This window comes from Duganella phyllosphaerae, from assembly GCF_001758785.1.
Taxonomy (GTDB): domain Bacteria; phylum Pseudomonadota; class Gammaproteobacteria; order Burkholderiales; family Burkholderiaceae_D; genus Rugamonas; species Rugamonas phyllosphaerae.
On record NZ_LROM01000068.1, the window covers coordinates 1 to 23761 of the forward strand.

20 protein-coding genes are annotated in these 23761 nt (G+C 66.0%); 17 read left to right on the forward strand and 3 right to left on the reverse strand.

All coding sequences use genetic code 11. The annotated features are described in order from the left end of the window. Positions 1-368: nicotinamide mononucleotide transporter family protein (locus DUPY_RS08055; RefSeq protein WP_141749471.1), on the forward strand; the 368-nt coding region annotated here is incomplete at its 5' end. 18 nt (positions 369-386) lie between these two features. Here the strand turns inward: DUPY_RS08055 and DUPY_RS08060 are convergent. Further along, positions 387-1235, reverse strand: a complete 849-nt coding sequence (locus tag DUPY_RS08060; RefSeq protein WP_070247315.1) for a response regulator transcription factor — start codon at positions 1233-1235, stop codon at positions 387-389. Between the two features lie 232 nt (positions 1236-1467). On the opposite strand from DUPY_RS08060, the gene DUPY_RS08065 reads away from it, so the two are divergent. The 4 genes from DUPY_RS08065 to DUPY_RS08080 are packed head-to-tail and all read left to right on the forward strand — an operon-like array spanning position 1468 to position 6203. Next, positions 1468-1995 (forward strand): Csu type fimbrial protein, encoded by a 528-nt coding sequence (locus tag DUPY_RS08065; protein ID WP_070247316.1) that lies wholly within the window; start codon positions 1468-1470, stop codon positions 1993-1995. 44 nt (positions 1996-2039) lie between these two features. Then, entirely contained in the window at positions 2040-2741 is a 702-nt protein-coding gene (locus tag DUPY_RS08070) for a fimbrial biogenesis chaperone (protein WP_070247317.1), read from the forward strand. Positions 2742-2748: 7 nt separating this feature from the next. Then, complete coding sequence (locus DUPY_RS08075) at positions 2749-5172, forward strand: fimbria/pilus outer membrane usher protein (RefSeq protein WP_229255289.1); 2424 nt, start codon at positions 2749-2751, stop codon at positions 5170-5172. After that, a complete protein-coding gene (locus DUPY_RS08080; RefSeq protein WP_070247318.1) occupies positions 5169-6203 on the forward strand; it encodes a Csu type fimbrial protein in 1035 nt (344 codons plus the stop codon). The genes DUPY_RS08075 and DUPY_RS08080 overlap by 4 nt, the downstream gene beginning before the upstream one ends. 99 nt (positions 6204-6302) lie before the next feature. Here DUPY_RS08080 and DUPY_RS08085 read toward each other — a convergent pair whose 3' ends face one another. Continuing rightward, positions 6303-6575 (reverse strand): hypothetical protein, encoded by a 273-nt coding sequence (locus tag DUPY_RS08085; RefSeq protein ID WP_070247319.1) that lies wholly within the window; start codon positions 6573-6575, stop codon positions 6303-6305. Between the two features lie 416 nt (positions 6576-6991). Here DUPY_RS08085 and DUPY_RS08090 point away from each other — a divergent pair, with 416 nt between their 5' ends. The 7 genes from DUPY_RS08090 (at position 6992) to DUPY_RS08120 (ending at position 15686) form a co-directional block, all read left to right on the forward strand. Then, positions 6992-7486, forward strand: coding sequence for a winged helix-turn-helix transcriptional regulator (locus DUPY_RS08090; protein WP_019923340.1), 495 nt, complete (start codon positions 6992-6994; stop codon positions 7484-7486). A 194-nt stretch (positions 7487-7680) separates the two neighbouring features. Beyond that, positions 7681-10572: a sensor domain-containing diguanylate cyclase gene (locus DUPY_RS08095; protein WP_070247320.1), complete on the forward strand. Its 2892-nt coding sequence runs from the start codon at positions 7681-7683 to the stop codon at positions 10570-10572. Positions 10573-10631: 59 nt separating this feature from the next. Next, on the forward strand, positions 10632-11186 hold the full coding sequence (locus DUPY_RS08100; protein ID WP_070247321.1) for a DNA-3-methyladenine glycosylase I: 555 nt from the start codon (positions 10632-10634) through the stop codon (positions 11184-11186). Positions 11187-11194: 8 nt separating this feature from the next. Continuing rightward, positions 11195-12895 (forward strand): FAD-dependent 5-carboxymethylaminomethyl-2-thiouridine(34) oxidoreductase MnmC1, encoded by a 1701-nt coding sequence (gene mnmC1, locus DUPY_RS08105; protein ID WP_070247322.1) that lies wholly within the window; start codon positions 11195-11197, stop codon positions 12893-12895. 62 nt (positions 12896-12957) lie between these two features. After that, positions 12958-13701: a sensor histidine kinase gene (locus DUPY_RS08110; RefSeq protein ID WP_070247323.1), complete on the forward strand. Its 744-nt coding sequence runs from the start codon at positions 12958-12960 to the stop codon at positions 13699-13701. After that, the gene (locus tag DUPY_RS08115) at positions 13698-15398 is read left to right on the forward strand and encodes a tetratricopeptide repeat-containing response regulator (protein ID WP_070247324.1); all 1701 of its coding nucleotides are present in this window, start codon (positions 13698-13700) and stop codon (positions 15396-15398) included. Before DUPY_RS08110 ends, DUPY_RS08115 begins: the two co-directional genes overlap by 4 nt. A gap of 72 nt (positions 15399-15470) precedes the next feature. Next, the gene (locus tag DUPY_RS08120) at positions 15471-15686 is read left to right on the forward strand and encodes a hypothetical protein (RefSeq protein ID WP_070247325.1); all 216 of its coding nucleotides are present in this window, start codon (positions 15471-15473) and stop codon (positions 15684-15686) included. A gap of 103 nt (positions 15687-15789) precedes the next feature. Here the strand turns inward: DUPY_RS08120 and DUPY_RS08125 are convergent, their stop codons facing one another. Continuing rightward, positions 15790-16527, reverse strand: a complete 738-nt coding sequence (locus tag DUPY_RS08125; RefSeq protein ID WP_070247326.1) for a PhaM family polyhydroxyalkanoate granule multifunctional regulatory protein — start codon at positions 16525-16527, stop codon at positions 15790-15792. Between the two features lie 114 nt (positions 16528-16641). Here DUPY_RS08125 and DUPY_RS08130 point away from each other — a divergent pair, with 114 nt between their 5' ends. From DUPY_RS08130 to DUPY_RS08150, 5 genes are all read left to right on the forward strand, one after another. Beyond that, positions 16642-17835: a DUF3108 domain-containing protein gene (locus DUPY_RS08130; protein WP_070247327.1), complete on the forward strand. Its 1194-nt coding sequence runs from the start codon at positions 16642-16644 to the stop codon at positions 17833-17835. Position 17836: 1 nt separating this feature from the next. Then, positions 17837-18598, forward strand: a complete 762-nt coding sequence (locus tag DUPY_RS08135; RefSeq protein ID WP_070247328.1) for a DUF3108 domain-containing protein — start codon at positions 17837-17839, stop codon at positions 18596-18598. 94 nt (positions 18599-18692) lie between these two features. Continuing rightward, positions 18693-20048: a hypothetical protein gene (locus tag DUPY_RS08140; RefSeq protein WP_371851763.1), complete on the forward strand. Its 1356-nt coding sequence runs from the start codon at positions 18693-18695 to the stop codon at positions 20046-20048. Beyond that, complete coding sequence (locus DUPY_RS08145; protein WP_070247330.1) at positions 20041-20862, forward strand: hypothetical protein; 822 nt, start codon at positions 20041-20043, stop codon at positions 20860-20862. Before DUPY_RS08140 ends, DUPY_RS08145 begins: the two co-directional genes overlap by 8 nt. Positions 20863-20865: 3 nt before the next feature. Continuing rightward, positions 20866-23751, forward strand: coding sequence for an ATP-binding protein (locus DUPY_RS08150; RefSeq protein WP_070247331.1), 2886 nt, complete (start codon positions 20866-20868; stop codon positions 23749-23751). Positions 23752-23761: the final 10 nt, after the last annotated feature.

The window sequence follows — 23761 nt, forward strand, 5'->3', positions numbered from 1 at the left end:
GCGGTACCGGCGCGCCGCTGCCGATCACGCGCGCCCGGCCGCAGGCCCTGATCTGGATGGGTTCGCTCGGCCTGGCCGCCACCGTCATCTACGGCCTGCTGCTGCAAGCCTACACCAACGCCTACGCGCCGTTCATCGACTCGGGCGTGCTGATGTTCAGCGTGATCGCCCAGTTGCTGCTGATGGGCCGCCGCCTGCAAACCTGGCAATTCTGGCTGCTCGTCAACACCATCGCGGTGCCGCTGTACGCCAGCCGCGAGCTGTACCTGACGTCGGTGCTCTATGGCGTGTACTGGTTCAATGCGCTGGCATCGTGGTTCTTCTGGCGGCGCAAGATGCAGGAGACCGGGCCGCAGCAGCCCGCCTGAGTTTCCGTCCTCACGTCCTCAATTCAACGGCGAGCGCCGCTGCTGGATCGCCTGCCGGAACGCCGTTGGCGTCACGCCCAGCCGTTCGCGGAAGGCGGTGGCGAAGTTGCCGGCGTTGTTGAAGCCGATCAGCAGGGCAATGTCCTGCACGTCGATATCGGTGTCCCTGAGCAGCTCCTCGCCGCGCCGGATGCGCGCCTCGCGGATAAATGAAAACACCGTCATGCCGGTCTGTTCGCGGAAGACCTGCGACAGTTTTTCGCGGTAGGTTCCCACGCTGCGGGCGATTTCGGCCAGGCCCGGCAGCGAGGCCAGGTTGTCGGCGATCAGGCGCTTGACGGCCGCCACGGTCACGGCATCGGGATCGACGCCGTAGGGCGAGGCCGATGCGTGGTGGTCGGCCGGATCGTTGGCGCTCGCCAGCGACGGCGCTGCCGCAGCGCCGGCAGTGGCCGACCCCGAAGCGCCCTGTGCGCGCTGGGCCAGCGCCAGGTGGACCTGGATGCGCGCGGCCAGTTCGCCCGGCGAAAACGGTTTGGACACATAATCGACGCCGCCGATCGACAAGCCCATGATGCGTTCCTCGTCGGCGTCGGCGCCGCTGAGGAAAATCACCGGGATGTCCTGGGTGGCCGGGTTGGCCTTGAGCAGCCGGCAGGCTGCGTAGCCGTCCATGTCGGGCATGCGCACGTCGAGCAGGATCAGGTCGGGATGGTTGGCCAGCGCCAGGTGATAACCCTGCAGGCCGTTGAACGCCACCGAGACCTTGTACGGCATCTCGCTCAGCAGGTCGACCAGCAGGCGCTGCTCGAATGCCGAGTCGTCGACGATGAGGATCTTGCTCATGGTGCTGTCGGCCATCTGCATGAATCACCTTGAGTGTTGGTAATCTTTTGATATGGAGTGTTGCGCGTCTGTCGTCATTATGCCCATGTTTGGGATTTTTTTTGGCAGATTTCTACGCGCACAAAACCTTCCTCTCCTCCAGCAAAAGCAGGGTTTTTTTAGATCAACAATAATTGAATCAAGTATTGGGAATGGGCAAGTTTTAAGGCCCCCGACCTCAACTTTTCGTTCACTTATCCCTGAAGGAGGTTATATGCGCACCCGTAAAAATGGCCTTGCCGCGCTTGCCACGGTCGTCGCTACCACCCTGGCTGTCGTGGCGCCGCTGGCCGATGCAGCCGTGTATTCCAACGGCAGCAAGACCTCGAACTTCGATGTCACGCTCAAGATCATCGCCGACTGCACCATCGCCACCCAGCCGCTGGACTTCGGCCAGAGCCAGGGCGTGCTGGCGACCACGGTCAGCGTCAATACCACGCTCAACGTTACCTGCACCAACACCACGCCGTACAACGTGGGCCTGAGCGCGGGCACCGGCACCGGCTCCACCATCGCTGCCAGAGTGATGAGCGGTACCGGCGCCAACACCAGCACCGTCTCCTACAACCTGTTCCAGGCCTCCGGCGCCACCAACTGGGGCAATACCCAGGGTACCGATACCCTTTCCCGTACCGGTTCGGGCAGTTCGCAAGCGCTGACCGTGTATGGCGCCATCCCGGCCCAGGCCACGCCGCAGCCGGACACCTACAAGTCGACCATCACGGCCACGGTGTATTTCTAACGATGACCTTGTCCGCGCGCCTTGGGTGCTGGATGAAACTCGGTATGCTCGTGTTGATCGGGATGCTGGGGCTTGAAGCGAGCGCTGCTAATTTGCAGATTTCGCCAGTGATGATTATTTTGCGTGCAGGCCAGGGTGCCACCGGCATCACCATGCAAAACATGGGAGACACTCCCGTGTACGGCCAGGTCAGGGTGTTTTTGTGGGATCAGAACAACATGGAAGATGTGTTGACCCCGACCCAGGAAGTAGTAGCGAGTCCCCCCATATTGCAGATCGGGCCTAAAAGCAGCCAGATCATTCGCCTCGTGCGACGCAGCAGTCAACTCCCCAGCCGCGAGTTGAACTACCGGATCCTCATCGACGAAATTCCCCGCGAGGGCGAAGGCCCCGCCAGTGGCGTCGATATCCGCCTGCGCTATTCCGTTCCCATGTTTGTCCAACCTGCCGATGAGCGCATGGCGCCGGCGTTGGCCTGGGCGGTCTACCGCCAGGATGACCACTGGCGGCTCAAGGTGCGCAACAGCGGCGCCTTGCGTGCGCAGATCGGTTCGTTCGAACTGCGCAACGCCGCCGGAAAAAATTTCACGATCGCCGAGGGCCTGTTCGGCTACGTGCTGGCCGGGCGCGAGCGCGAGTGGCGCCTGCCCGTGCCGGGCGACGCCGACCTGCGCGGCACGCTGGCGGTCAAAGCCAATATCAATGCCAAGCCTGCGACTGCCAGCACCGTGGCGGTACTGGAGTAGCCGCGCCATGTGGCGGCGGCTGCCTTGCCTGAAGGTGACGATGACGGTGCTGGCAGTCCTCGCTGGCGGCGCCATGGCCGGCGCGCGCGCGCAAATTCCGGTGGCGCCGCCGCCGCTGCCGGCGCTGGCGCCCGCAGCAGCGCCAGCAGCGGCAACCCCGGCAACCTCGGCAACAGCGGAGGAAGAATTATTTTTGGAGGTGACCTTGAACGGCCAGGAGACCGGTTTGATCTTGCGCTTCACGCGCCAGCCCGGCACCGTGCTGGGCAGTACAGGACTGAACAGCACCGTGCAAAACCTGCGCGACCTCGAGCTCGACCCGCAGCGGCTGGGTGTCGCCGACCGCGAGTCCGTCAACCTCGACGACGTGCGCGGACTGCGCTATACCTACGACCCTGCCACCCAGCGCATTGCGCTGCGCCTTGACGACGCGCTGCGCACGCCGGTGGCGCTGAACGCGCGCAGCCTGCGCCAGCCGGGCGAGGCCAGCGTCACGCCTGGCGCCGTGTTCAGCTACGACGCCTTTGCCCGTCGCGGCGACGAGCGCTACCTGTCGGTGGCCAACGAGCTGCGCTATTTCAACGCCAGCGGCGTGTTCAGCACAACCGGCGTGTTCAATAGCAGCAACCTGCTCACGCAATACGTGCGGCTCGACTCATCGTGGGTGCGCTCCGACCCGCACACGCTGGAAACCTGGCAGGTGGGCGACCTGATTTCCTCGTCGCTGACCTGGAGCCGGTCGCTGCGCATGGGCGGCGTGCAGTGGCGCAAGAGTTTCGATTTGCGGCCCGACTTGCTGACCTTCCCGGTGGCCTCGCTGGCGGGCTCGTCGGTGGTGCCGAGCGCGGTCAGCCTGTATGTCAACGGCGTGCGCCAGATGGAGACGGCGGTGCCGTCCGGCCCGTTCGTCATCAACCAGGTGTCGGGCCTGACCGGCGCTGGCCAGGCCACCCTGGTCACGCGCGACACGGCCGGGCGCGCCGTCACCACGGTGGTGCCGCTGTATGTCGATACCCGCCTGCTGGCCGAGGGGCTCACCGATTACTCGGTGGAGCTGGGCGTGCTGCGGCGCGACTACACCAGCAAATCGTTCAGCTACGACAATTCGCCGGCGCTGAGCGGCTCGATGCGGCGCGGCGTAACCGACCGCCTGACCGTGGAAGCGCACGGCGAGGCCGGCAACGGCGTGGTCAACGGCGGCGTGGGCGGCATGTGGCGCATGGGCCAGATCGGCGTACTGACCGGCTCAGTTGCCGGCTCAGTTGCTGGCTCAGTTGCCGGCGCCTCGGGCGGCACCGGCAAGGGCGCCCAGGCCAGCATCGGCTACCAGTACCTGAGCCCTGGCTTCAGCATCGACATGGAATCGCTGCGCGCCAGCCGCCATTACAGCGACCTGGGCACGGCCGATGGTGGCCCCGGCATCCGCGCCAGCAACCGCGTCAATGTCAACCTGGGGTTGTTCGGCGGCCAGACCCTGGGCCTGTCGTTCATCAGCCAGCGCGTGGCGATCACGCCGCCAGCGCGGGTGGCGGCGCTGTCGTACGCGGCCACGCTGGGCGCCGGCCTGTACCTGAGCGTGAGCGCCTACCGCGATTTTCGCGATGCCAACACGCGCGGCGTGTACTTCAGCCTGAGCGGCACGTTCGGCGAGCGCCTGTCGGCCAATGCCAGCAGCGGCCGCCAGAACGGCGTGCAATCGAAAAACCTCACCCTGGGCCGCACGGTCGACTACGCGGGTGGCTTCGGCTGGGGCTTGCAGTCGCTGGAAAACAACGGCGCCACCTTGCGCCAGGCCCAGGGCACCTACCTGGGCAATTACGGCCAGGTGGGCGCCTTCCTGCAGGAAAGCGGCGGCAAGCGCGAAACCGCGTTCAGCGCGTCCGGCTCGGTGGTGGTCATGGAGGGCAGCGTGCACGCGGCGCGCCAGGTGGGCGCCGGCTTTGCGCTGGTGTCGGCCGGCGTCGGCGGCTTGCCGGTGCTGCAGGAAAACCGGCCGATCGGCACCACCAGCAGCAGCGGCTATTTGCTGGTGCCCAACCTGACGCCGTACCTGTCGAACCAGATCTCGATCGACACCAGCAGTCTGCCGCTGGACGCGCGCATCGCCCGCACCACGCTCACCGTGATCCCGGCGCGGCGCTCGGGCGTGGTGGCCGATTTCCCGGTCGAGACCTATGCCGCCGCCAGCGTGATCCTGCACGACGCCGCCGGCCTGCCGCTGGCGGCCGGGCTGGAAGTGCTGCACGTCGAAAGCGGCACGACCACCGTCACCGGCTTCGACGGCCTGGCCTTCATCGACAACCTGGCCCCGCTCAACCATCTGCAGGCCGTGCTGGAAGGGCGGCGCTGCATCGCCGAATTCGCCTACGTCAAGGAACCGGGCAACGCCATGCCCACCATCGGACCGGTCGTGTGCCGGAGCGTGCAATGATGGCCGCGCCATGGCGCCGCTGCGCCGCAGGGCTGGTGGCGCCGCTGTTGCTGCTGCTGTTGCTGCTGTGTTGCGGTCAGGCGCGCGCCGACAGTTGCGCCATCACGCCGGCCAATGTGACGTTCCCCAGCGTGAGCTCGATCAGCCCCGGGCCCGTGTATGCGTCGTCGTCCTTCAAGATCACCTGCACCTGGACCGATATCCTCGGTACCCTGCTCACGCCCAACGTGACCATCTGCCTGAACCTGGGCGCCGGCAGCGGCAACGCCACGACCACCAACACCACCATGCGCCAGTTGTCGAGCGGTGCACTGCGCGTCAACTACAACTTGTACACGGACGCCACCTACACGGCAGCCAAGATCTGGGGCGGGGTGGGAGGCACCACTACATCGGGCAATGGCATCGTGCTGACCATGAACAAGAGCGGCGGATTGGGCAGTCTTGACCGGATCGTCGATATCTACGGCAAGCTCGAGGCCGATACCGCCTTGTCCGGCCTGTCGGTGGGGCCGGACAACCTTAACTTCGTTTCCAATTTCGGCGCCGGCAGCGCGGTGATGAATTACCAGTTCTCGCTGCTGGGATTGCTCGGCTGCCTGGCCCCGCAAACGGTCGCCATTCCGTTCACGGTCAGCGCCCCGGTGATCAACGACTGCAACATCAATATCGGCAACCTGGCGTTTCCACAGTCGCGGCTGCTTACCAGCGCGGTGCGCACCACATCCAGCCTGTCGGTCACGTGCAGCAAGAACACCGCCTACCGCATCACGCTCGGCGCCGGCGCCTATGGCGCCAGCACCAGCGCGCGGCGCATGCGCAATACCGGGACGGCGGAGACGGTCGACTACGTGGTGTCCAGTGGGCTCGACGGCGCCAGTTGGGGCGATGGCAGCGGTGGCACGGTGGCAGTGACGGGCACCGGCACCGGGGTGGCGCAGGCGTTGACGGTGTACGGGATGGTGCCGGCGCAGACCACGCCGTCGCCGGGCGACTACAAGGATACCGTGACAGCCACCGTGTCTTTCTGATCGCACCCGAGAAAGCCACCATGGCGGCGTTGCAGCGCACCGCCGTGCGGTCGGACTGTCTTCGGCGCCGCGCCTTGCCCTGGCGGCTTTCTCAAGCGCTCAGAAGTAGATGGTCCAGTCTTGCCTGGTTGCGGTGCCTGGGGCGGCAGCGGAGATCGCGGTGGCGGCGGCTGGCTGGGTCGGGGTGGTCAGGTGCGGGGCGTTGAGCTGGCAGGCCACGGTGGGCGCCGTGGCGGCGGTAGCGCCGGCTTGCACGGTGCAGGCGTCGGTGACGGTGAAGCTCACTTGCATGGAGGCGGACTTGGTGCCGGCGGTGGCCAGCAGCGGCAACGTGATCAGGGCCAGGCCAAGTGCTTTAACAAGAAGTTTCATTTTCGTCAGATTTGTGGAATCAGCATCAATCGGAAGTGCCTGTTTTTCGGTGCAACCATGAAACGAATTTTAACCTAGATCAACATTCTATCCAATATACACAATTCAGCCACGATCAACTTCTCTTCAAATAGTGGAATTTGGATAGTTTGTAAGCCCTGTTTTTAGCCTATTTTTGAGGGGTGTCACGCAAGTATAAAAAATGGAGTTTTCATAGAGAAACATCCGGGTCATGTATCACAACAGGAGAAGAGAATTGAGACAACAAAATACGCACAATGTCACGCATCATCCACCGCCGGCAAAGTTCACACATTTTCACCTCAAACATGCTAGTCACTAATTCTCACCGAACTCGACTTAGTAACTATCTGGCAGTATTTTCCGATGTAAAACCTGGAACCGAGGAGTAAACAATGAAACATACCGACTTTGGACGCATGCCTTGCCCGATCGCCCGCAGCCTTGGCAAAGTAGGCGAGTGGTGGAGCATCCTGATCCTGCGCGACGCCTTCTATGGCCTGAGCCGCTTCGACGAGTTCGAAAAAAGCCTCAAGATCGCTCCCAATATGCTCACCCGGCGCCTGAACGGCCTGGTCGAGGGCGGCCTGATGGAACGGCGCCAGTACAGCGCCCGGCCGCCGCGCTACGAGTACGTTCTCACCAAGTCCGGACGCGATTTCAAGCCGGTGCTGCTGGCCTTCATCGCCTGGGGCAATGACCACCTGGCCCCGGAAGGCGCCAGCCTGCTGGTGGTGAGCCGCGAAACCGGCAAGCCGGCCGACCAGGTGCTGGTGGACGCCAATAGCGGCCTGGCCATCAACGACGAAGACTATATGTTCGCGCCCGGCCCGGCAGCCACCGACAGCATGCGCATCCGCCTCAACGAGATCAGCAAGCACGCCTCCTGATTGACGTTCGCAGCAGCGCTAAAACGCCGGCCGGCAACGCCCGGCGTTTTTTTTCGCCCCAAGCTTGTACCGGGGTTGACCCAAAAAAGAACAATAATTGCAAATTGGAAACTGTGTTGTCTGGAAACTGTGGAATAATGCAGCGACGGGCAGGCATCCAACGCCCCCACAGCAGGAGGAATCACCGAGTGGACATGTTCGTGTGCGACGCAGACCTGGCGCAATGGGAAAACACCTTGCCGGAATTGACCGGCAAGGCGCGCCTGCCGGCGTTGACGGCGCTGGCCTGGCACCTGCGCCAGCGCGATCCGGTGCGCGCCCGCCAGCTCGCCAGCGAGGTCCTGGCCCTGCTGCCGGCGGTGGCGCCGCAGGATGTGCCGGTCCTGCGCGCGCGGCTGCTGCTGGTGGCGGCCGAAGGCGCCTGGGTCGGCGGCGAGCTCGATACCGCCCAGTACCAGGCCGACCAGGCGCTGCAACTGCTGGCCCACGGCGACGGTGCGCCTGCCGGTGCGCCTGCCCCTGAAACTGCATCGCTGCAGGCCCGCGCCGACGCCTGCTGGGTGCAGGCCTGGGTGGCCAACGACCGCGGCAACAGCATGGCTGCCAGCGGCTGGCTGGCGCAGGCCGCCGCAGCGGCGCACGCTGCACCCGATCCGGTGCGCATCGACATCATCGGCGCCGCCGCCGGCATTTGCGCCGCCTTCACCGACAGCGCCGGCTTGCAGCCGCCGTGGCGCCCGGCCGCAAACGCCGAGCTCGACGCCATGCCCGCCATCGCCGCCGGCTGGATCAGCGATTTCTTCGGTACCCGCGCCTTCCAGCGCAGCGAATACGGCCGCGCCATCGGCCACCTGATGCGCAGCTTCGACACGGCGCGCTCGAGCGGCCAGGTGCGCCGCGCCATCATCATCGCCACCAATATCGGCAATGCCTTCACGTGCCTGAACGCCCACGAGGCGGCGCTGGACTGGATGCAGCGTGGCCAGGACCTGGCGCGCCCCACCGGCTGGCCGCTGTCGGTCGGCATGTGCCTGATGCAGACCGCCGAAACCTTGCGCCAGCTGGGCCAGCGCGAGGCCGCGCAAACCCTGCTGCGCGAGGCGCTGGCAGTGCTGGCGCCACTGGCCGGGTCGCGGGCCTACGCGGTGGCGCTCGAATACGAGGGCGACCTGGCGCTTGACCTGGGCAACCACGCGGCGGCGCTCGACAGCTTCACCCGGCTGGCTGCGCGCGGCGACGCGCTGGGCCAGGGCGACTTCCAGAGCAGCGCGCGGCGCGGCCAGGCGCACGCGCTGGCACACCTGGGCCGGCCCGGCGAGGCGCTGTTCGTGGCGCAGGGCGCGCTGGTGCTGGCGCGCGCCAAGGGCGACACGCTGGCGCAGATTGCCGCGCTCCAGGTGCTGGCCGACATCCACGCCCTGCCGGCTCGCGCAGGGGCCCCCGCGCTGGCACCGCCCCCCGAAATGGAAGCATCCTGCGGGACAGCGCCCAGCGTGCCGCTCCACTACCTGTTGCTGGCGCTGGACATCGCCGCCACCATCGACGGCTATACCGTACCGGGCGCGCTGCTCGACGCCACCGCGCGCGAATACGCGGCCGTGGGCGATTTCGAGCGCGCCTACGCGATCGCGCTGCGGGCCGGCGCCGCGCGCGACCTCACCCAGAGCCGCGACGCCACCAACCGCGCCATCGCCATGCAGGTGCAATACCAGACCGAGCGCGCCCAGACCGAGGCCGAGCACCATCGCCAGCTGGCGGCCGCCGAGGCGCGCCGCGCCGAAGTCCTGCAACGCACCAGCGCCACCCTGGCGCACCTGGGCGCGGTGGGTCAGGAGATCACCGCCCAGCTGGAATCGGCGGCCGTGTTCCGCGCGCTGGACCGCCACGTCCACGGCCTGCTCGACGCCACCCTGTTCTCCGTGTTCCTGATCGAACCCGGCGGCGAATGGCTGGCCAGCGCCTTCAGCGTGGAAGCGGGGCGCCCGCTGGCGCCGCTGCGGGTGGCGCTGGACGACCCCCATGCCGATTCCGCGCGCTGCGTGCGCGAGCGGCGCGAACTGCAGGTCGCGCTGCAAGAGGGCGAAGTCAACGTCAACCTGATTCCGGGGACCTTGCCCACGCTGAGCATGCTGTTTGCGCCGCTGGCCGTGGGCGACCGGGTGCTGGGCGTGATGACGGTGCAGTCGATGCGCGCCAACGCCTACGGCGAACGCGAACGGCTGATCTTCCGCAGCCTGTGCGCGTACGGCGCCATCGCCCTCGACAACGCCAGCGCCTACCGCCAGGTGGCCGCCACCCAGCAGCAACTGCTGGACCAGAACCTGGAACTCGAACGCGCCTACCAGGCGCTCGAAGAAGTGAGCCTGACCGACCAGCTGACCGGTCTGCGCAACCGCCGCTTCTTCCTGCGCCACGTCGATGCCGACGTTGCCATGAGCTTGCGCGGCTACGACGACCTGCAGCACCGCCCCCGGCCGACTGGCGATGGCGACCGCCAGGCGCCCAACGACCTGGTGTTCTACATGGTCGATCTCGACCACTTCAAGCACGTCAACGACCGTTACGGCCACGCCGCCGGCGACTCGATCCTGGTGCAGATGCAGGCGCGCCTGCGCGAAGTGTTCCGCGAATCGGACTACGTGATCCGCTGGGGCGGCGAGGAATTCCTGGTGCTGGCGCGCGCCACCCATCGCGACGACGCCAGCGCGCTGGCCGAACGCATGCGCCGCGCCGTGGGCGAACGCGACTTCGTGCTGCCCGACGGCGAACTGCTGCGCAAGACCTGCTCGATCGGCTTCGCCTGTTTTCCGTTCCTGCCCACGCAACCGCGCCTGCTGTCCTGGCCGCAGGTGGTGGAACTGGCCGACCAGGGGCTGTACATCGCCAAACGTTCGGGCCGCGACGCCTGGGCCGCGCTGCACGCCACCGGCGCGGGCAACGCGGTGGACCTGTTCCCGCGCCTGATGCATGCGCTGCCGCAAGCGCTGGCCGACGGTGTCGTGCGCGTGGTGAGCAACCTGGCCGGCCCGCTGGATCTGGACGGCGAACGGCGCCGCACCGGCCTGTCGATCGACCTGGAGCTGTAGCGCAGTTGCTGCAGTTGCGTGGTTGTATACTGCGGGATCGCTTCGCAACCGGTACCACCATGACCATTATCCGCTGCAGCTGGGCCAAACCCTCCAACCCGCTCTATCTCGACTACCACGACACCGAGTGGGGCGTGCCGTGCCACGACGAACTGCGCCTGTTCGAGATGCTCAACCTCGAGGGCGCGCAGGCCGGCCTGTCGTGGGAGACCGTGTTGAACAAGCGCGCCAGCTACCGCGCCGCTTTTGACGGCTGGGACGCCGAAAAAATCGCCGCCTACGGCCCGGAACAGGTGGCCGAACTGCTGGCCAACCCCGGCATCGTGCGCAACCGCCTGAAAGTGGCGGCAGCCATCACCAACGCCCAGGCCTACCTGCGCCTGCGCGCCGGCGGCGACAGCCTCGATCGGCTGCTGTGGTCTTACGTCGATGGCCAGCCCATCGTCAACAATACCGGTGAGCGCATCATCAAGACCGCGCTGTCGGACCGGCTGTCGAAAGACCTGGCCAAACTGGGCTTCAAGTTTGTCGGTTCGACCATCGTCTATGCGTACATGCAGGGCATCGGCATGGTGGACGACCACGATGCCGACTGCTTCTGCCGGCACCGATGACAGCACTGATGACGCAATCACATGTGGTACTCGATACCGACTTCGGCGATGGCGCGCGCTTTGCGCAGGCGCGCGCGCAGCATCCCAGGCTGCACTACCTGGCGCTGACGCCGCGCGTGGCCGATGTTGCGGTCAACCCTGCTGCCAACCCTGCGATAAGCGCCGACCCGCAACTGCGCGCGCTCTGGCCGCTCGACGTGCCGGGTGTTCATCGCATCATCCTCGACGACGGCCGCGTCACGCTCGACCTGCTGGCCGGCGCGCTGGACGCGGTGCTGCCGCAGGTGGCGGCCCGTGTCGATGCGTTTCACGTCGGCGTGCTGGCGCCGGGCCACGCGCGTACCTTGGCGCGGCTGGCTGCACCCGGCGCCACGCTGCATGCGCGTGCGCCCGATGAGCTGCTGGTGTGGGCGCTGGCCGGCGCCGGTTTCGCCTGCCGCCGGGTGGATGGCGGTGACGATATCGCTGCCGAGTACCGGGGCCGTCGCTCGCCATTCGTCGGCCTTGCCGTCCCACCGCTGCGCGACCGCCGTGCGGTGGTCATCGGCGCCGGCCTGGCCGGAGCCAGCGCCTGCCGCCGCCTGTGCGCGGGTGGCTGGGACGTGACCCTGATCGAGCGCCACGCGCAACCGGCGCAGGAAGCGTCTGGCAACCTGGCCGGCATCTTCATGCCGCTGCTGTCAAAAGACGACAATATTCCCACGCGCCTGTCGCGTGCCGCCTACCTGTTCGCGCTGCGCGAGTGGCGCCGGCTCGGTGGCGTGGGCCAGGCTTTCACCGGCGCCGCTTGCGGTGTACTGCAACTGGCGCGCGATGCCGGCCACGCCGACGTGCAACGCGCGGTGCTCGAGCACTGGCACTATCCGCCGGCGTACGCGCGCTGGGCCGACGCGGCCGAGGCGGGGGCGCTGCTGGGCGGCCCCACGCCGCACGGCGGCTGGCTGTTCGAGCAGGGCGGCTGGGCGCGGCCGTCGTCGTTGTGCGCGGCCATGCTGGACGCCTGCGGTGAGCGCCTGCAGCGCGCATTTTGCAGCGCGGCGATCACCTTGCGCCGCACCGATGCCGGTGAATGGCTGGTGCAAGGCGAGGGTGGCGCGCTGCTGGCGCAAGCGCCCACGGTGATCCTGGCCAACGGCGCCGGCGCGGTCCACATCGCGCAAGCCGCGCAACTGCCGTTGCAGTCGCTGCGCGGCCAGGTGACGCACCTGGCGGTGGCGACCGGGCCTCCGCAGCTGCCGCTGGTGGTGTGCCGCGAAGCGTACGTCACGCCGGCCGCCGACGGCATCGTCTCGGCCGGCGCCACCTACGACAACGACGACGAGCGTGACCTGCGGGCCGGCAGCCAGCATGAAAACCTGGCGCGGTTGGCCGAGATCGTGCCGGGCGCCCACGTGGCGGCGCTGATCGACACCGCGCCGCTGGCCGGACGGGTGGGCTTTCGCAGCGCCGCGCCGGACCGCCTGCCGCTGGCCGGCGCGCTGCCCGATGTCGAGTCGGCCGGCCGGCTGGAACACTTGCGCGATGTGCCGCGCCATGCGGGCCTGTATGGACTGCTCGGTTATGCGTCGCGTGGCCTGATCTGGGCGCCGCTGATGGCCGAGCTGCTGGTGTCGCAGCTGGAAGGCGCGCCGGCGCCGCTCGAGGCTGCGCTGGTCGATGCGCTCGACCCGGGGCGCTTCCTGCTCAAGCAGCGGCGCCGCAGCCAGTAGCCGCGCTTTACGGTTGCTGCCGTGCGCTATAATCCCGGTTTGAATCCACGGAGCGCGACGCGATGGATGACGACTTGTCCCAGCACTACCAAGGCTCGCCCGAACTGCTGATGTTCCTGGCATCGACCGTGCACGACATGAAAAATTCGATCAGCGTCTTGAGTGGCACGCTCGAACACCTGCTGGCCACGCCCCCTGCGGCGCAAGCCGCTGCTGCCGCCGCCGGGCCGGCGCAGTACCAGGAACTGGGCCAGATGCTGTACCAGACGCGCCGCCTGAACGACAGCCTGATCCAGTTGCTTGCCTTGTACAAGGAAGTGGGCAAACCAGGTTACCCGTTCGATCCCGCTCCGCGCAGCGTGCGCGAACTGGTCGAGCAGGTGGAAGGGCAGGCGCGCATCCTGCTGCACTCGCGCGGCATCGCCTTCGAGACCGACTTCGCACCCGACGCCATCTGGACCTTCGACGAAGAACTGGTGATCGGGGTGCTGGTCCACGCGATCAACAACGCCATCCGCTACACGCGCGACCGCATCCGCCTGTCGGTGCGGAAGGACGGCGACTTCCTGGAACTGCGGGTGGAAGACAATGGCAGCGGCTTCCCGCAGGCCATGCTGGACGCCGGCGCCAACGCCATGGATACCCGCGAAGTGCGCGTGCGCTTCTCCAGCAACAGCAGCGGCCTGGGGCTGTATTTTTCCAGCGAGGTGGCGCGCATGCACCGCCACCGCCAGCGCACCGGCGCCATCGCCCTGGAAAATGGCGGTAGCCTGGGCGGTGGCTGTTTCGTACTGCGCCTGCCATGACGGCCATGGTGCAGAGCGACGGCGAGATCGATTGGGGCGAGAAGCGCTACCTGATCGTCGACGATTTCGTGGGCATCCGCCAGTTGCTGCGCGAATCGCTGCGCAACCTGGGCGCCAAGCATATCGACCAGGCGGCCAGCGGCGGCGAGGGCATGATGTTGCTGGCCAAAACCCGCTACGACGTGGTGCTGTGCGATTACAACCTGGGCGACGGCAAGAACGGCCAGCAGGTGCTGGAAGAAGCGCGCATCCGCAACCTGATCCTGCCCAGCAGCGTGTGGCTGATGGTCTCCGCCGAAAAAAGCGTGGAGTCGGTGATGGGCGCGGCCGAGCACCAGCCCGATGCCTACATCATCAAGCCGATCACCGAGGGCGTGCTGCTCACGCGCCTGAACCGCGTGTGGCTGAAGAAGCAGATTTTCCGCGAGATCGACCAGGCCTATGCCGACAAGGACTACCTGCGCGCGGCGCGCCTGTGCGAACAGCAGATTCCCGTCAACCCGCTGCACGAAATCGACCTGCTGCGCATGAAGGCCACCTTGCAGCTCAAGGCGGGCGACCCGATCGGCGCGCGCAAGGTGTACGAGCATGTGCTGCAGGAGCGCGACTACAACTGGGCGCGCTGCGGCCTGGCCAGGATCATGATGCACGACGGCGAGGTGGAAGAAGCGCAGAAGATGTTCCAGGCGGTGATCGCCGACAACCGCTTCTATATCGACGCCTTCGACCAGCTGGCGCGGGCGTTCCAGTTGCAGGGAAAGCATGAGGAAGCGTTCGACGTGCTGCAAAAGGCGGCCAAGCTGTCGCCCAATTCGGTGCCGCGCCAGCGCACCCTGGGCCAGACTGCGCTCCGGCTCGATAATATCCCGGTGGCGGAAAAGGCATTCCGCAAGTGTATCGACATCGGCGAATACTCGGTGGCCAAGACAGTTGACGCCTACTTCGGCATGGCGCGCGTGTGCGGCAAGAAGAACGACACCAAGGAAGCGATCCGCCTGCTCAACGCGGCGGTCCACCAGTTCGGCGGCGACCAGGTCACCTTGCGCGCCAAGATCACCGAGGGCCTGGTACACCACGAGACCGGCGACTTTCGCCGCGCGCGCAAATCGGGCGACGAACTCGAAACGATGCTGGCCGACGAAAGCCGCCACCGGCCCGACACCGCCACCTGCCTCGACATGGCGACCCTGCTCTTCGCGGTGGGCGTGAAAGAGGCGCCGGTGGGACTGCTGTGCTACATTGCGCGCAACAACCATGATAACGTGCCGCTGATGGACGAAGTGCAGAAGATCTTCGACAGGGCGCGCATGGGCGACGAGGGCATCGAACTGATACGCTCTGCGCGCAAGGAAGCGGCCGACATGATGAACAAGGGCGTGCTGCTGTGGAAGTCCGACCGGCTGGGCGAAGCCATCGACTGGATGCGCGTGGCGCGCAACGCGTTGCCGCACAATATGCGCATCCTGTTCAATTCGGCGCAGATCCTGATCTCGCGCCTGCAGCAAACCGGCTACGTGCGCGAACTGGCCGACGAGGCGATCGAGGTGCTCATGCATGTCGACGCCATCGCCCCCGGCCAGCCGCGCTTTGCCCAGTTGATGGAGCAGCTGGCGATGCTGGCGCCGGTATCCGGCGTGGTGGCGGCAGTTGCGGCCAGCGAGTACGAGGCCGCCAACGGCGCGGTCCCGGATCGTTAAACCATTTATATTAATAATATTAAAACAGGTGCGGCCATCAAGACCGTGCCACCAGAGAGAGGATGTAAATTTATGCGCGATATCGCAAAAGAAGTCTATACGAAAATGAAGGTCGGCAGCGTAGCCTGGGTAAAACCGGTCGCCGCCAAGGGTGACACCATCGAGAGCTTCCAGGGCGCCCTCGACAGCGCCAAGCTGCTTGAAGAAGAAGGTTTGATCGACGTCCAGAAAGTCCAAAAACAAGCCGATGGGCTGGTCGATGCCATCCGCATTCTGCGCCTGGCATAACGCTGATAAAGCCTCCATAGCTTCGTTGCAGCTCCTCGCCGTACATTCGAACTGTCTTCGTCGCTGCGCCTCGCTCTGGAGGTTTCTCAGGCGCTTGTAACGTTTACTTCCCGGCGGCTGGCTTGGCTGGTTTCGGCGGTGCGCGCTTGGCGGCGGGTTTCTTGTCCTCCGCCGGCGCCGCTGCTTCTGCCGCCGGTTGCGCTGCATCGGCTGCCGGCTTGGCCGTCGCTGCGGCGGCAAACTTGGCTGCCGTCTCGGCCATCATCGACTCCGACGCCGCGGCAGTCGATACCGCCTGCTTGAACTGATCCTGCAACAGATTCCACCACAGCGCGGCTGCGCCGGCGGTGGGGTCGGCCTGTGGCTTGGCCTGGTCCGGTGCTGGCGCAGCGCCGGCGGCCTTGGGTTCCGGCGCCGGTGGTGGTGGCGCTGGCTGTGCCGCAGCCGGCTTTTGCTTGTCGGCTTCGCGCGCATGCTGGAAGAAGGCCGAGGTGTACGGGTTGGCGTCGAAGATCGACTTGTGATCGGCGCCTGGCGCCGGAGCCTGCGCAGTATTCTGATTGACGGCGGCAGCCAGGCTGGCGCCCACCGACTTGAGCGTGGCGATGGTGTTGCGCTGCACTTCCAGCGCCTGGATGCTACCGCGCAGCATGCTCATGTTCAGGTTGAGCCACGCCTCGACCGCCTTCAGGTCGTTGATCTTCTTGTCCAGTTCTTCGACCGACAGGGTGGGCGTGGTCAGGCCGGGTACGCCCATGCTGCCCCACAGGTTTTTAACGAAGTCCAGTGTGTCGTTCATCACTGCTGCGCCGGGAATGTGCGGCATCTGTGGTTGGGCCATGAAAGTCTCCTGTAGTAGTTGGTTCAGCGTAGCAGATAACGCGTGGCCGATCAAAGTTTTCTGGCAACGTTGCTGCCGCCGGAAGCATTTGGCCGAACACGTTAAACTAGCGCCATGACGATCGCCTCCTTCCTTTCCCAACGCCGCCGCATGGTGCTGTTTTGCGCCGCCACGGTGGTGCTGCACGGACTGGCGATCGACTGGGCCGCCAGCCACCTGGTGGCATCGGCCACCGTCAACGCCAAGCCGGCGGTGGTCACTGCCCAGGTGCGCCTGACGCTGCCGCCGCGCCTGGTCAGCGCGCCGCTGCAGGAGATTGCACCGCTCGATGCCGCCGCCAGGGCTGCGGTCAAGCCGAACGGCGATACGCCAGCCAAGCCGGCCTTCGCCCGTCCGCGCCCAGCGCTGCCGGCGCCGACGCAGGCGGGAGCGGCCATCACTGCGGTGGACAGCGCAGCGCCGGCGCCGGCCATCGATGCCGCCGACCTCGATCTCGCGGTGACGCCCAACTCTGTTGCAACCGCAACTGCGGCCCCGGCCCCGCCGGCAGCCGCGCCAGCGCCAGCACCGGACAAGGCCACCGGCGACCCCGCACCCGCCGTCGTCGAACCGGCCCCGCAGGGCGGGCGCCGCTACAAGGTGAATCTGCCGCCGTCGGCCACGTTCGACATGGACGTGGCGCGGGTGGATGCCGACGGCGCCAAATGGACAGGGTCTGCCGTGATGACATGGCATACTGACGGCAGCCGTTACCGGGCGTCTGTGGAAGCGGGCGTGAGCCTGCTGGTCACGCGCCTGAACCTGCTGGTGCTGCGCAGCGAGGGCGCCATCGACGACTATGGCATTGCGCCCGAGCGGGCTACCGAAAAACGCGCGCGCCGGTCCGAGACCGCCACCCATTTCAATCGTAACGGCGGCGCCAACACGATCTCGTTCTCGGCCTCCGACCGCAGCTACCCGCTGCTGGCCGGCGCGCAGGACAAGGCCACGGTGCCATTCCAGCTGGCCGGCATCGGCCGCGCCGACGTCAACCAGCTGGGCGGCGACATCGACATCCAGGTGGGCGAGGACAAGGAAGCGACCTTGTTCCGCTTCCAGCTGGTGGGTGAGGATGAACTGAACACCAGGATGGGCAACCTGGTCACCTGGCACCTGACGCGGCCACCGAAGCCGGGCACGTATTCGTCGCGGCTCGACATCTGGCTGGCGCCGGGCATGCAGTGGTACCCGGTCCAGATACGCAATACCGAAGCGAGCGGCGCGCTCACCACGCAGACCGTCTCCAAAATAACAATCACCGGACAATGACATGAAAACCAACCCTACCTTTCGCGCGCTGAACTTTGCCGCCATGCTGGCGCTGGGCGGCGCCACCTTCGCGGCTCATGCTGCCGATGCCGAGCACCCGGCCGTCAAGCGTGCCTTCAGCGCGCCGCCGTCGGCAGACCTTGTTTACGCCATCAAGGCCAAACAGCACGGCATCACCATCAACGGCACCGCCACCGTGCAGTGGCGCGCCGGCGACGGCAAGTACTCGGTCGCAGCCGAGAGCCGCGCGCCGATCTTCGGCAAGATCCTGGAAACCCGCAGCGAAGGCGCCATCGACGACTACGGCCTGGCGCCGGTGTCGTTCATGGAAAAGCGCTTCCGCAAGGAGGCCACCACCGCCTCCTTCAAGCGCGACACCAGGACCATCAGCTTCAGCGTGGGCGACGAGACCTATCCGATCAAGGGCGGCGAGCAGGATCGGGTGAGCATCCAGTGGCAGCTGGCGGCGAACGCCCGCGCCACGCCCGAGAAGTTCAAGCCGGGCAGCGAGTGGGCGTATTTCGTCGCCGCGCGCCGCAACGCCGAGCAGTGGGTATTCAAGGTGGTCAAGACCGAGACCATCAGCGTGGGCGGCAGCGACATCAGCGCGCTGCACCTGGTGCGCCAGACCGCCGACGACAAGGATTCGCAGGTGGACCTGTGGCTGGCGCCAACGATGGACTGGTACCCGGTGCGCGTGGTGTTCAAGGACGCCGATGGCGACTACGTGGACCAGACACTTGATAAATTCACCAAAAAGTGAGAACGGCTTAACCGGTGATGGCAACTGCTATACTGTCGCCCCCGCGAGGACGCGGTGATTGTTGCGACCAACATGGCTAAGAATGATAGAAACTATGACAACCGAGTCCGCGCCCGACCCGGCGCTGGACTCGCAACAGGATGGCCTGCAGGCCCACTTCAAGCCCAATATCTCGGCCGATGAAATCGAGCAGGTCTACCACCTGAAACGCGCGCAGCCGCTGCTGCAAGTGTTTACAGCATTGTTCCACGGCGGTTTCGACGGCGTGCTGGTGCGCCTCCTGGTGCTGCGCGAGCTGGCGTCCGATACGGCGTCGGCCAGCTTTACGCGCCCGGACATCAATACCCGCCTGGCCTACCTGCTGCCCGAAAGCCTGGAGACGGTGCTCATGCGCCTGCGTACCAACCAGTTGCTGGCGTGGGATGCGCAGCAGGCCGTCTATCGTGTCACGCCGATGGCGCGCAACGTGCTCTCGGCCATCGACGCCTTGCTGGCCATGGGCAAGGAAGAAGATCCGGCCGACATGGGCTATTTGCTGTCGCAGGTGGCCGGTTCGCAGATGATGGGCGGCGTCACCGTGGAGCAGCTGCACCACCTGCTGGGCCGCCTGGTGGAACTGACCGAGGAATTCGCCGACGCGATCGCGTCCGGCTCCGAGTTCCGCCTGCGCGAGTCGCAGGCAAAATGGCACGTGGCGTGCGACTGGGTGGAGAAGGGTTCCGAGATTCTGCGGGCGATCACCAGCGACGAAAACGCCGACCACGCCACCCACCGGGCGGCGCAGGCGATTGGCCGCGCGCAGTCGTCGCTGCTGAATATGCAGGGCATGTTCTCGCGCGCGCTGAACCAGATCGAGCGCCAGCGCGTGCACCTGGGCCAGTCTGGTCTCTCCACCACCGACATCAAGCGCTGGCTGTTGCAGCACGACGACCTGGCCTCGCTGGCCGTGGGCGCCATCGACCTGCCGGTGGTGCCGCAGTTTATTACCCCGGCCGAGATGATCGACGTGGCCGAAGCCGAACTGCTGTCCGACCGCGCCGCCAGCGCGGTGCAGGGCGGCCTGCCCAGCGGCGAAGACGCGCCCACCACGATCAGCGACGGACCACCGATGCAAAAAGAACTCGACGAATGGCTGGCGCGCCTGGCCGACTTTACCTCGCCCGGGAAATTCCCCGCCAGCGTGGACGGTGCGGCGCCTTCGATCCAGGTGCACGAATCGCTGCTGCCGGCGTCGTTCGCTGTGGCGTCGTACCGCGCCTCGATGCTGCCGCTCCTGGGCGACGCCGACGAAGCGCGCTTGCAAGGCGCCACCGGCGACCTGGCGCGCCTGCCTGTCACCTTTACCCCGAGCGACGAAATGGTACAACTGCCCGACCTGCACGTGGCGGCAATGTCTCTCGCTTCGCTTACCCTGTCTTTGAACCCGGAAGGCGACAAGTCCGATGAATGATGATGCACAAATCCTGATCGCGCGCCTGCTCGCGCATCAGACCCTGCGCCGCGACGACCGCCTGGTCAAGCGCGCACTGGCGGACGAACAGTTCCGCATCGAAGTGGACGCGCGCCTGCTGGCCGTGGGCCTGAAATTGCTCGACAACGTGTATGCCGACCACGTGACGGTGGCGCTCACGCGCAATATCGAACCGAAGATTTTCGGCGCCAAGGACGTGTGGCAGAACAATAACTTCGGCCTGTCGCGCGATGGCGTGGCCCTGCTGGTCGTGCTGTGGGCGCAGATCATTCTGCCCAAGCGCGAACGCCAGGAAAACCACCAGCATGCGGACGACAAGCAGAACGACATGTTCGGCACCGAGCGCCCGCTGCCGCGCGCCGAAGACACCTCGATCGGCATCGCCTACAAGGCGCTGCTGGCCGACTTCGGCGACAAGCTCGGTAAAAAGACGCGGCTGGACATGAACCTGTCCATCCTCGCCAAGCTCGGCTTCATCGAGCGCCGTGGCGACGTGGTGCTCGAAGGCCCGCTGCTCGACCTGCTGATGGATACCGACCTGCTCAAGGAACGCATCATCAACGGCGCGCTGGCCGACGTCTTCAAGCGCACACCGCCGCAGGAGATGGCCGTGCCGCGCCGGATTCCGAAGCCGCGCGCGTACGAGGACGACGCCCCCAACGCCGTGGAAACCGTGGAGCCTGAAATGGAAAACCCCGACTACGACGCCGATGGCAATGCCGTGCCGGTCTTCGACGTGCCGTTCGAAGAACAGCAAGACGCCCAAGGCGCCCAAGAACCACCCAAGGATTAAGCCATGTTTCATATCAAATCGCTGGAGCTGGTCCACTGGGATTACTGGCAGCGCATCAAGAACATCCCGCTCGACGCCAAGATCATCACCATCGCCGGCCAGAACGGCTCCGGCAAGACCACGCTGCTCGACGCGTTGCGCACCCTGTTCGGCCTTGATTGCTCGATGGGCCGCACCTATAAACACTATGCACGCCACAGCGGCCAGCAGACGGCCTGGCTGCGTGCGGTGGTCGATAACAAGGCGGTCGGCAAGCAGCTGTCCAATCGTCCGTTCCGCAGTTCCGGTTTTTTCAGCGACGACGAAGTCACGCTGTTCTGCCAGATCCAGAAGAACGGCGGCGACTGGAAGCGCCAGTACCTGATGCGACCCGGTAACGTGCAGATCGAAGACATCGGCGACGTCGGCAACGACTGGCTCGGCGTGGAAAACTACCGCAAGCGCCTGGCCAACGCCGGCCTGTCGCCGGCCATGGCCAAGGTCCTGGCCCTGGAGCAGGGCGAGACCGACAAGCTGTGCGAATACGCACCGCGCCAGCTGCTCGACCTGGTGTTCCAGGTGTTCGGCGACAAGGAGGTGCTCGACGCCTACGACGAAGCCAAGCGCCACCAGCGCGACACCGAGGAAGAGCTGAAACGCTTCGAGGCGGAACTCGACGCGTCCAAGACCAACCTGGAGGGCCTGCGCCTGCGCGTGGCCAATTACCACCAGTGGGAAGACCTGAACAAGGAGCGCCGCAACCTGCAAGAGGAAGCGCTGCCGACGCTGGAATACCACGAGGCGCGCGAAAAGCAGGGCAACATCAGCCGCCAGCTGCGCGAAGCTCGCAAACCGCTGCAGCAGGCCGACGCCCAGCTGGCCGACAAGCGCCACGCGGTGACCAACTTCGCCCGTGCGCTGACCGAGGCGCAGCAGCACGAGACCGTGCTGGAACAGGAATCGACGTCGCTGCAATCGCGCCTGAACCTGATCAACGGCAAACTCAAACCGCTCGACAGCCTGCTCGAGCAAAAGGCACGCCTGCAAAAGCTGGCCGCCGATTCCGGCGCCGACCTGGCCGAAGTGGCACAGCAGCTGCAAGAGAAGGAAATCGAGCTGGCGCGCCAGCGCAACGCCCGCGATGCCGTCGCCGCGAAAATCGCCGGCGAAATGGCCACCATCTCGGCCTTGCAAGGCAAGACCGCGATGCCGGAGCCGGAAGCGCAGCGCAGCATGCGCCGCGCGCTTAACGACGCCGGCATCAGCCACGCCATGCTGTCCGACATCGTCGAAGTGACCGATCCGCGCTGGCAAGGCGCGGTGGAGGGCGTGTTGGGCGGTTACGCGTCGGTGGTGCTGCTCGATAAAGCCGGCGACGCCACGTCGGCGTACCGCCTGGCGGAAAAGGAGCGCTATCGCCACTTCATCGTCACCGACCTGGTGAACGCCCACGCCACCCGCGACGACAGCCTGATGTCGGTGGTGAAGTTCGCCGCCAAGGTGCCTTCATGGCTGGTCGAGCAGCTCTCGCGCATCACGCGCGTGGACAGCGTCGATGCCGGCGCCAAGCTCGGTAACAACGACGAATGGATCACGCCCGAGGCCTATCACCGCGAACGCCGCGGTGGCCGCTCGCTGTTCGTGGAAGCGTCGCGCTACCGCTTCGGCACGGCCGGCCGTACCCAGCGCATGGAAGCGATCCAGAAAGCGCTGCCGGCACTGGAAGCGCAGGAAGATACGCTGACCTTGGCGGTATCGAAGCTGGCGTCGGAAATCAGCGCGCTGAAAACCCGCCTGGCCGGGGTGGACGCAGCCAAGGAACTGGCAGCACGCCACGACGAGTTCGAGGAAGCGTCGCGCAACGCGGTACCGCTGCGCACTGAGCGCACGGAAGTGGGCAGCCGCCTGGGCGAGCTGCAAAACCTGATCAAGACCGCCGTGGTGGCGCGTACCCGGGCCGACACCACGTGCCAGAACGCGCGCTTTGCCCTGTCGGAAGCGGAAGCGGGCACGCGCTTGAACCTCAAGCGCCAGATCGAACAGCGCGCCGACCACGCGCGCGCCTTGCTCACGCTGCGCAAGAACTGGCGCCACCTGCCCAAGGGCTGGCGCCGCCTCGAGCGCCGCCTGGCGCTGGTTGCCGAGCACCAGAACACGCACCAGGTCACGCTGCGCCTGCACACGCTCGAAGCCAGTTTGGCCCGCAGCGACTGGGAGCTCGACGCCACCGTGATCGACCAGTACACGCGCCTGAGCGAGCAGCTCGGTGGCCGCCAGTCGGAAACCGACGAGCGCCGCTACCAGAACAACCGCGCCATCGAAGCGACCGGCAACGCGCGCGGGGCCTACATGGAGCGGCTGCGCTACACCATCAAGACCTATTCGAAGAACATCAAGGAGCTCGGCGAACTGGCCGGCATCGAGGTGCACGCCGATCCGGTCAAGCTGGAAAACGACGACGTGCTGCTGTCGCAAGCCGGCCTGCACGTGCGCTTCAAGTTCGACGGCAAGGGCATCATCGGCATGAACGACGGCGAAGCGTCGGGCGGCCAGCAGGTGATGAAGTCGCTGGTGCTCCTGATCGCGCTGCTGAAATCGGAAGAGGGCTCGGGCGGCTTCGTGTTCATCGACGAACCGTTTGCCCACCTGGATATCCGCAACATCCAGCTGGTCGGCGAGTTCCTGAAAAACACCGACGCCCAGTACCTGATGACGACGCCGCTCACGCACAACACCGACGTCTACGACCCTTCGGAACTGACCCTCATTACGAGCAAAAAGAAGAAGGACACCCAGTGGGCGCAGCCGATCTTCGTGCTGCAACGGCGCGCGGCGGACGTGGAAGCTGGTAAAGCCGCTAGCAAAGCCGATGGCAAAGCCGGCGCCAAGGCAACCGCCAAAGCCGCCTGATCCCGCACGG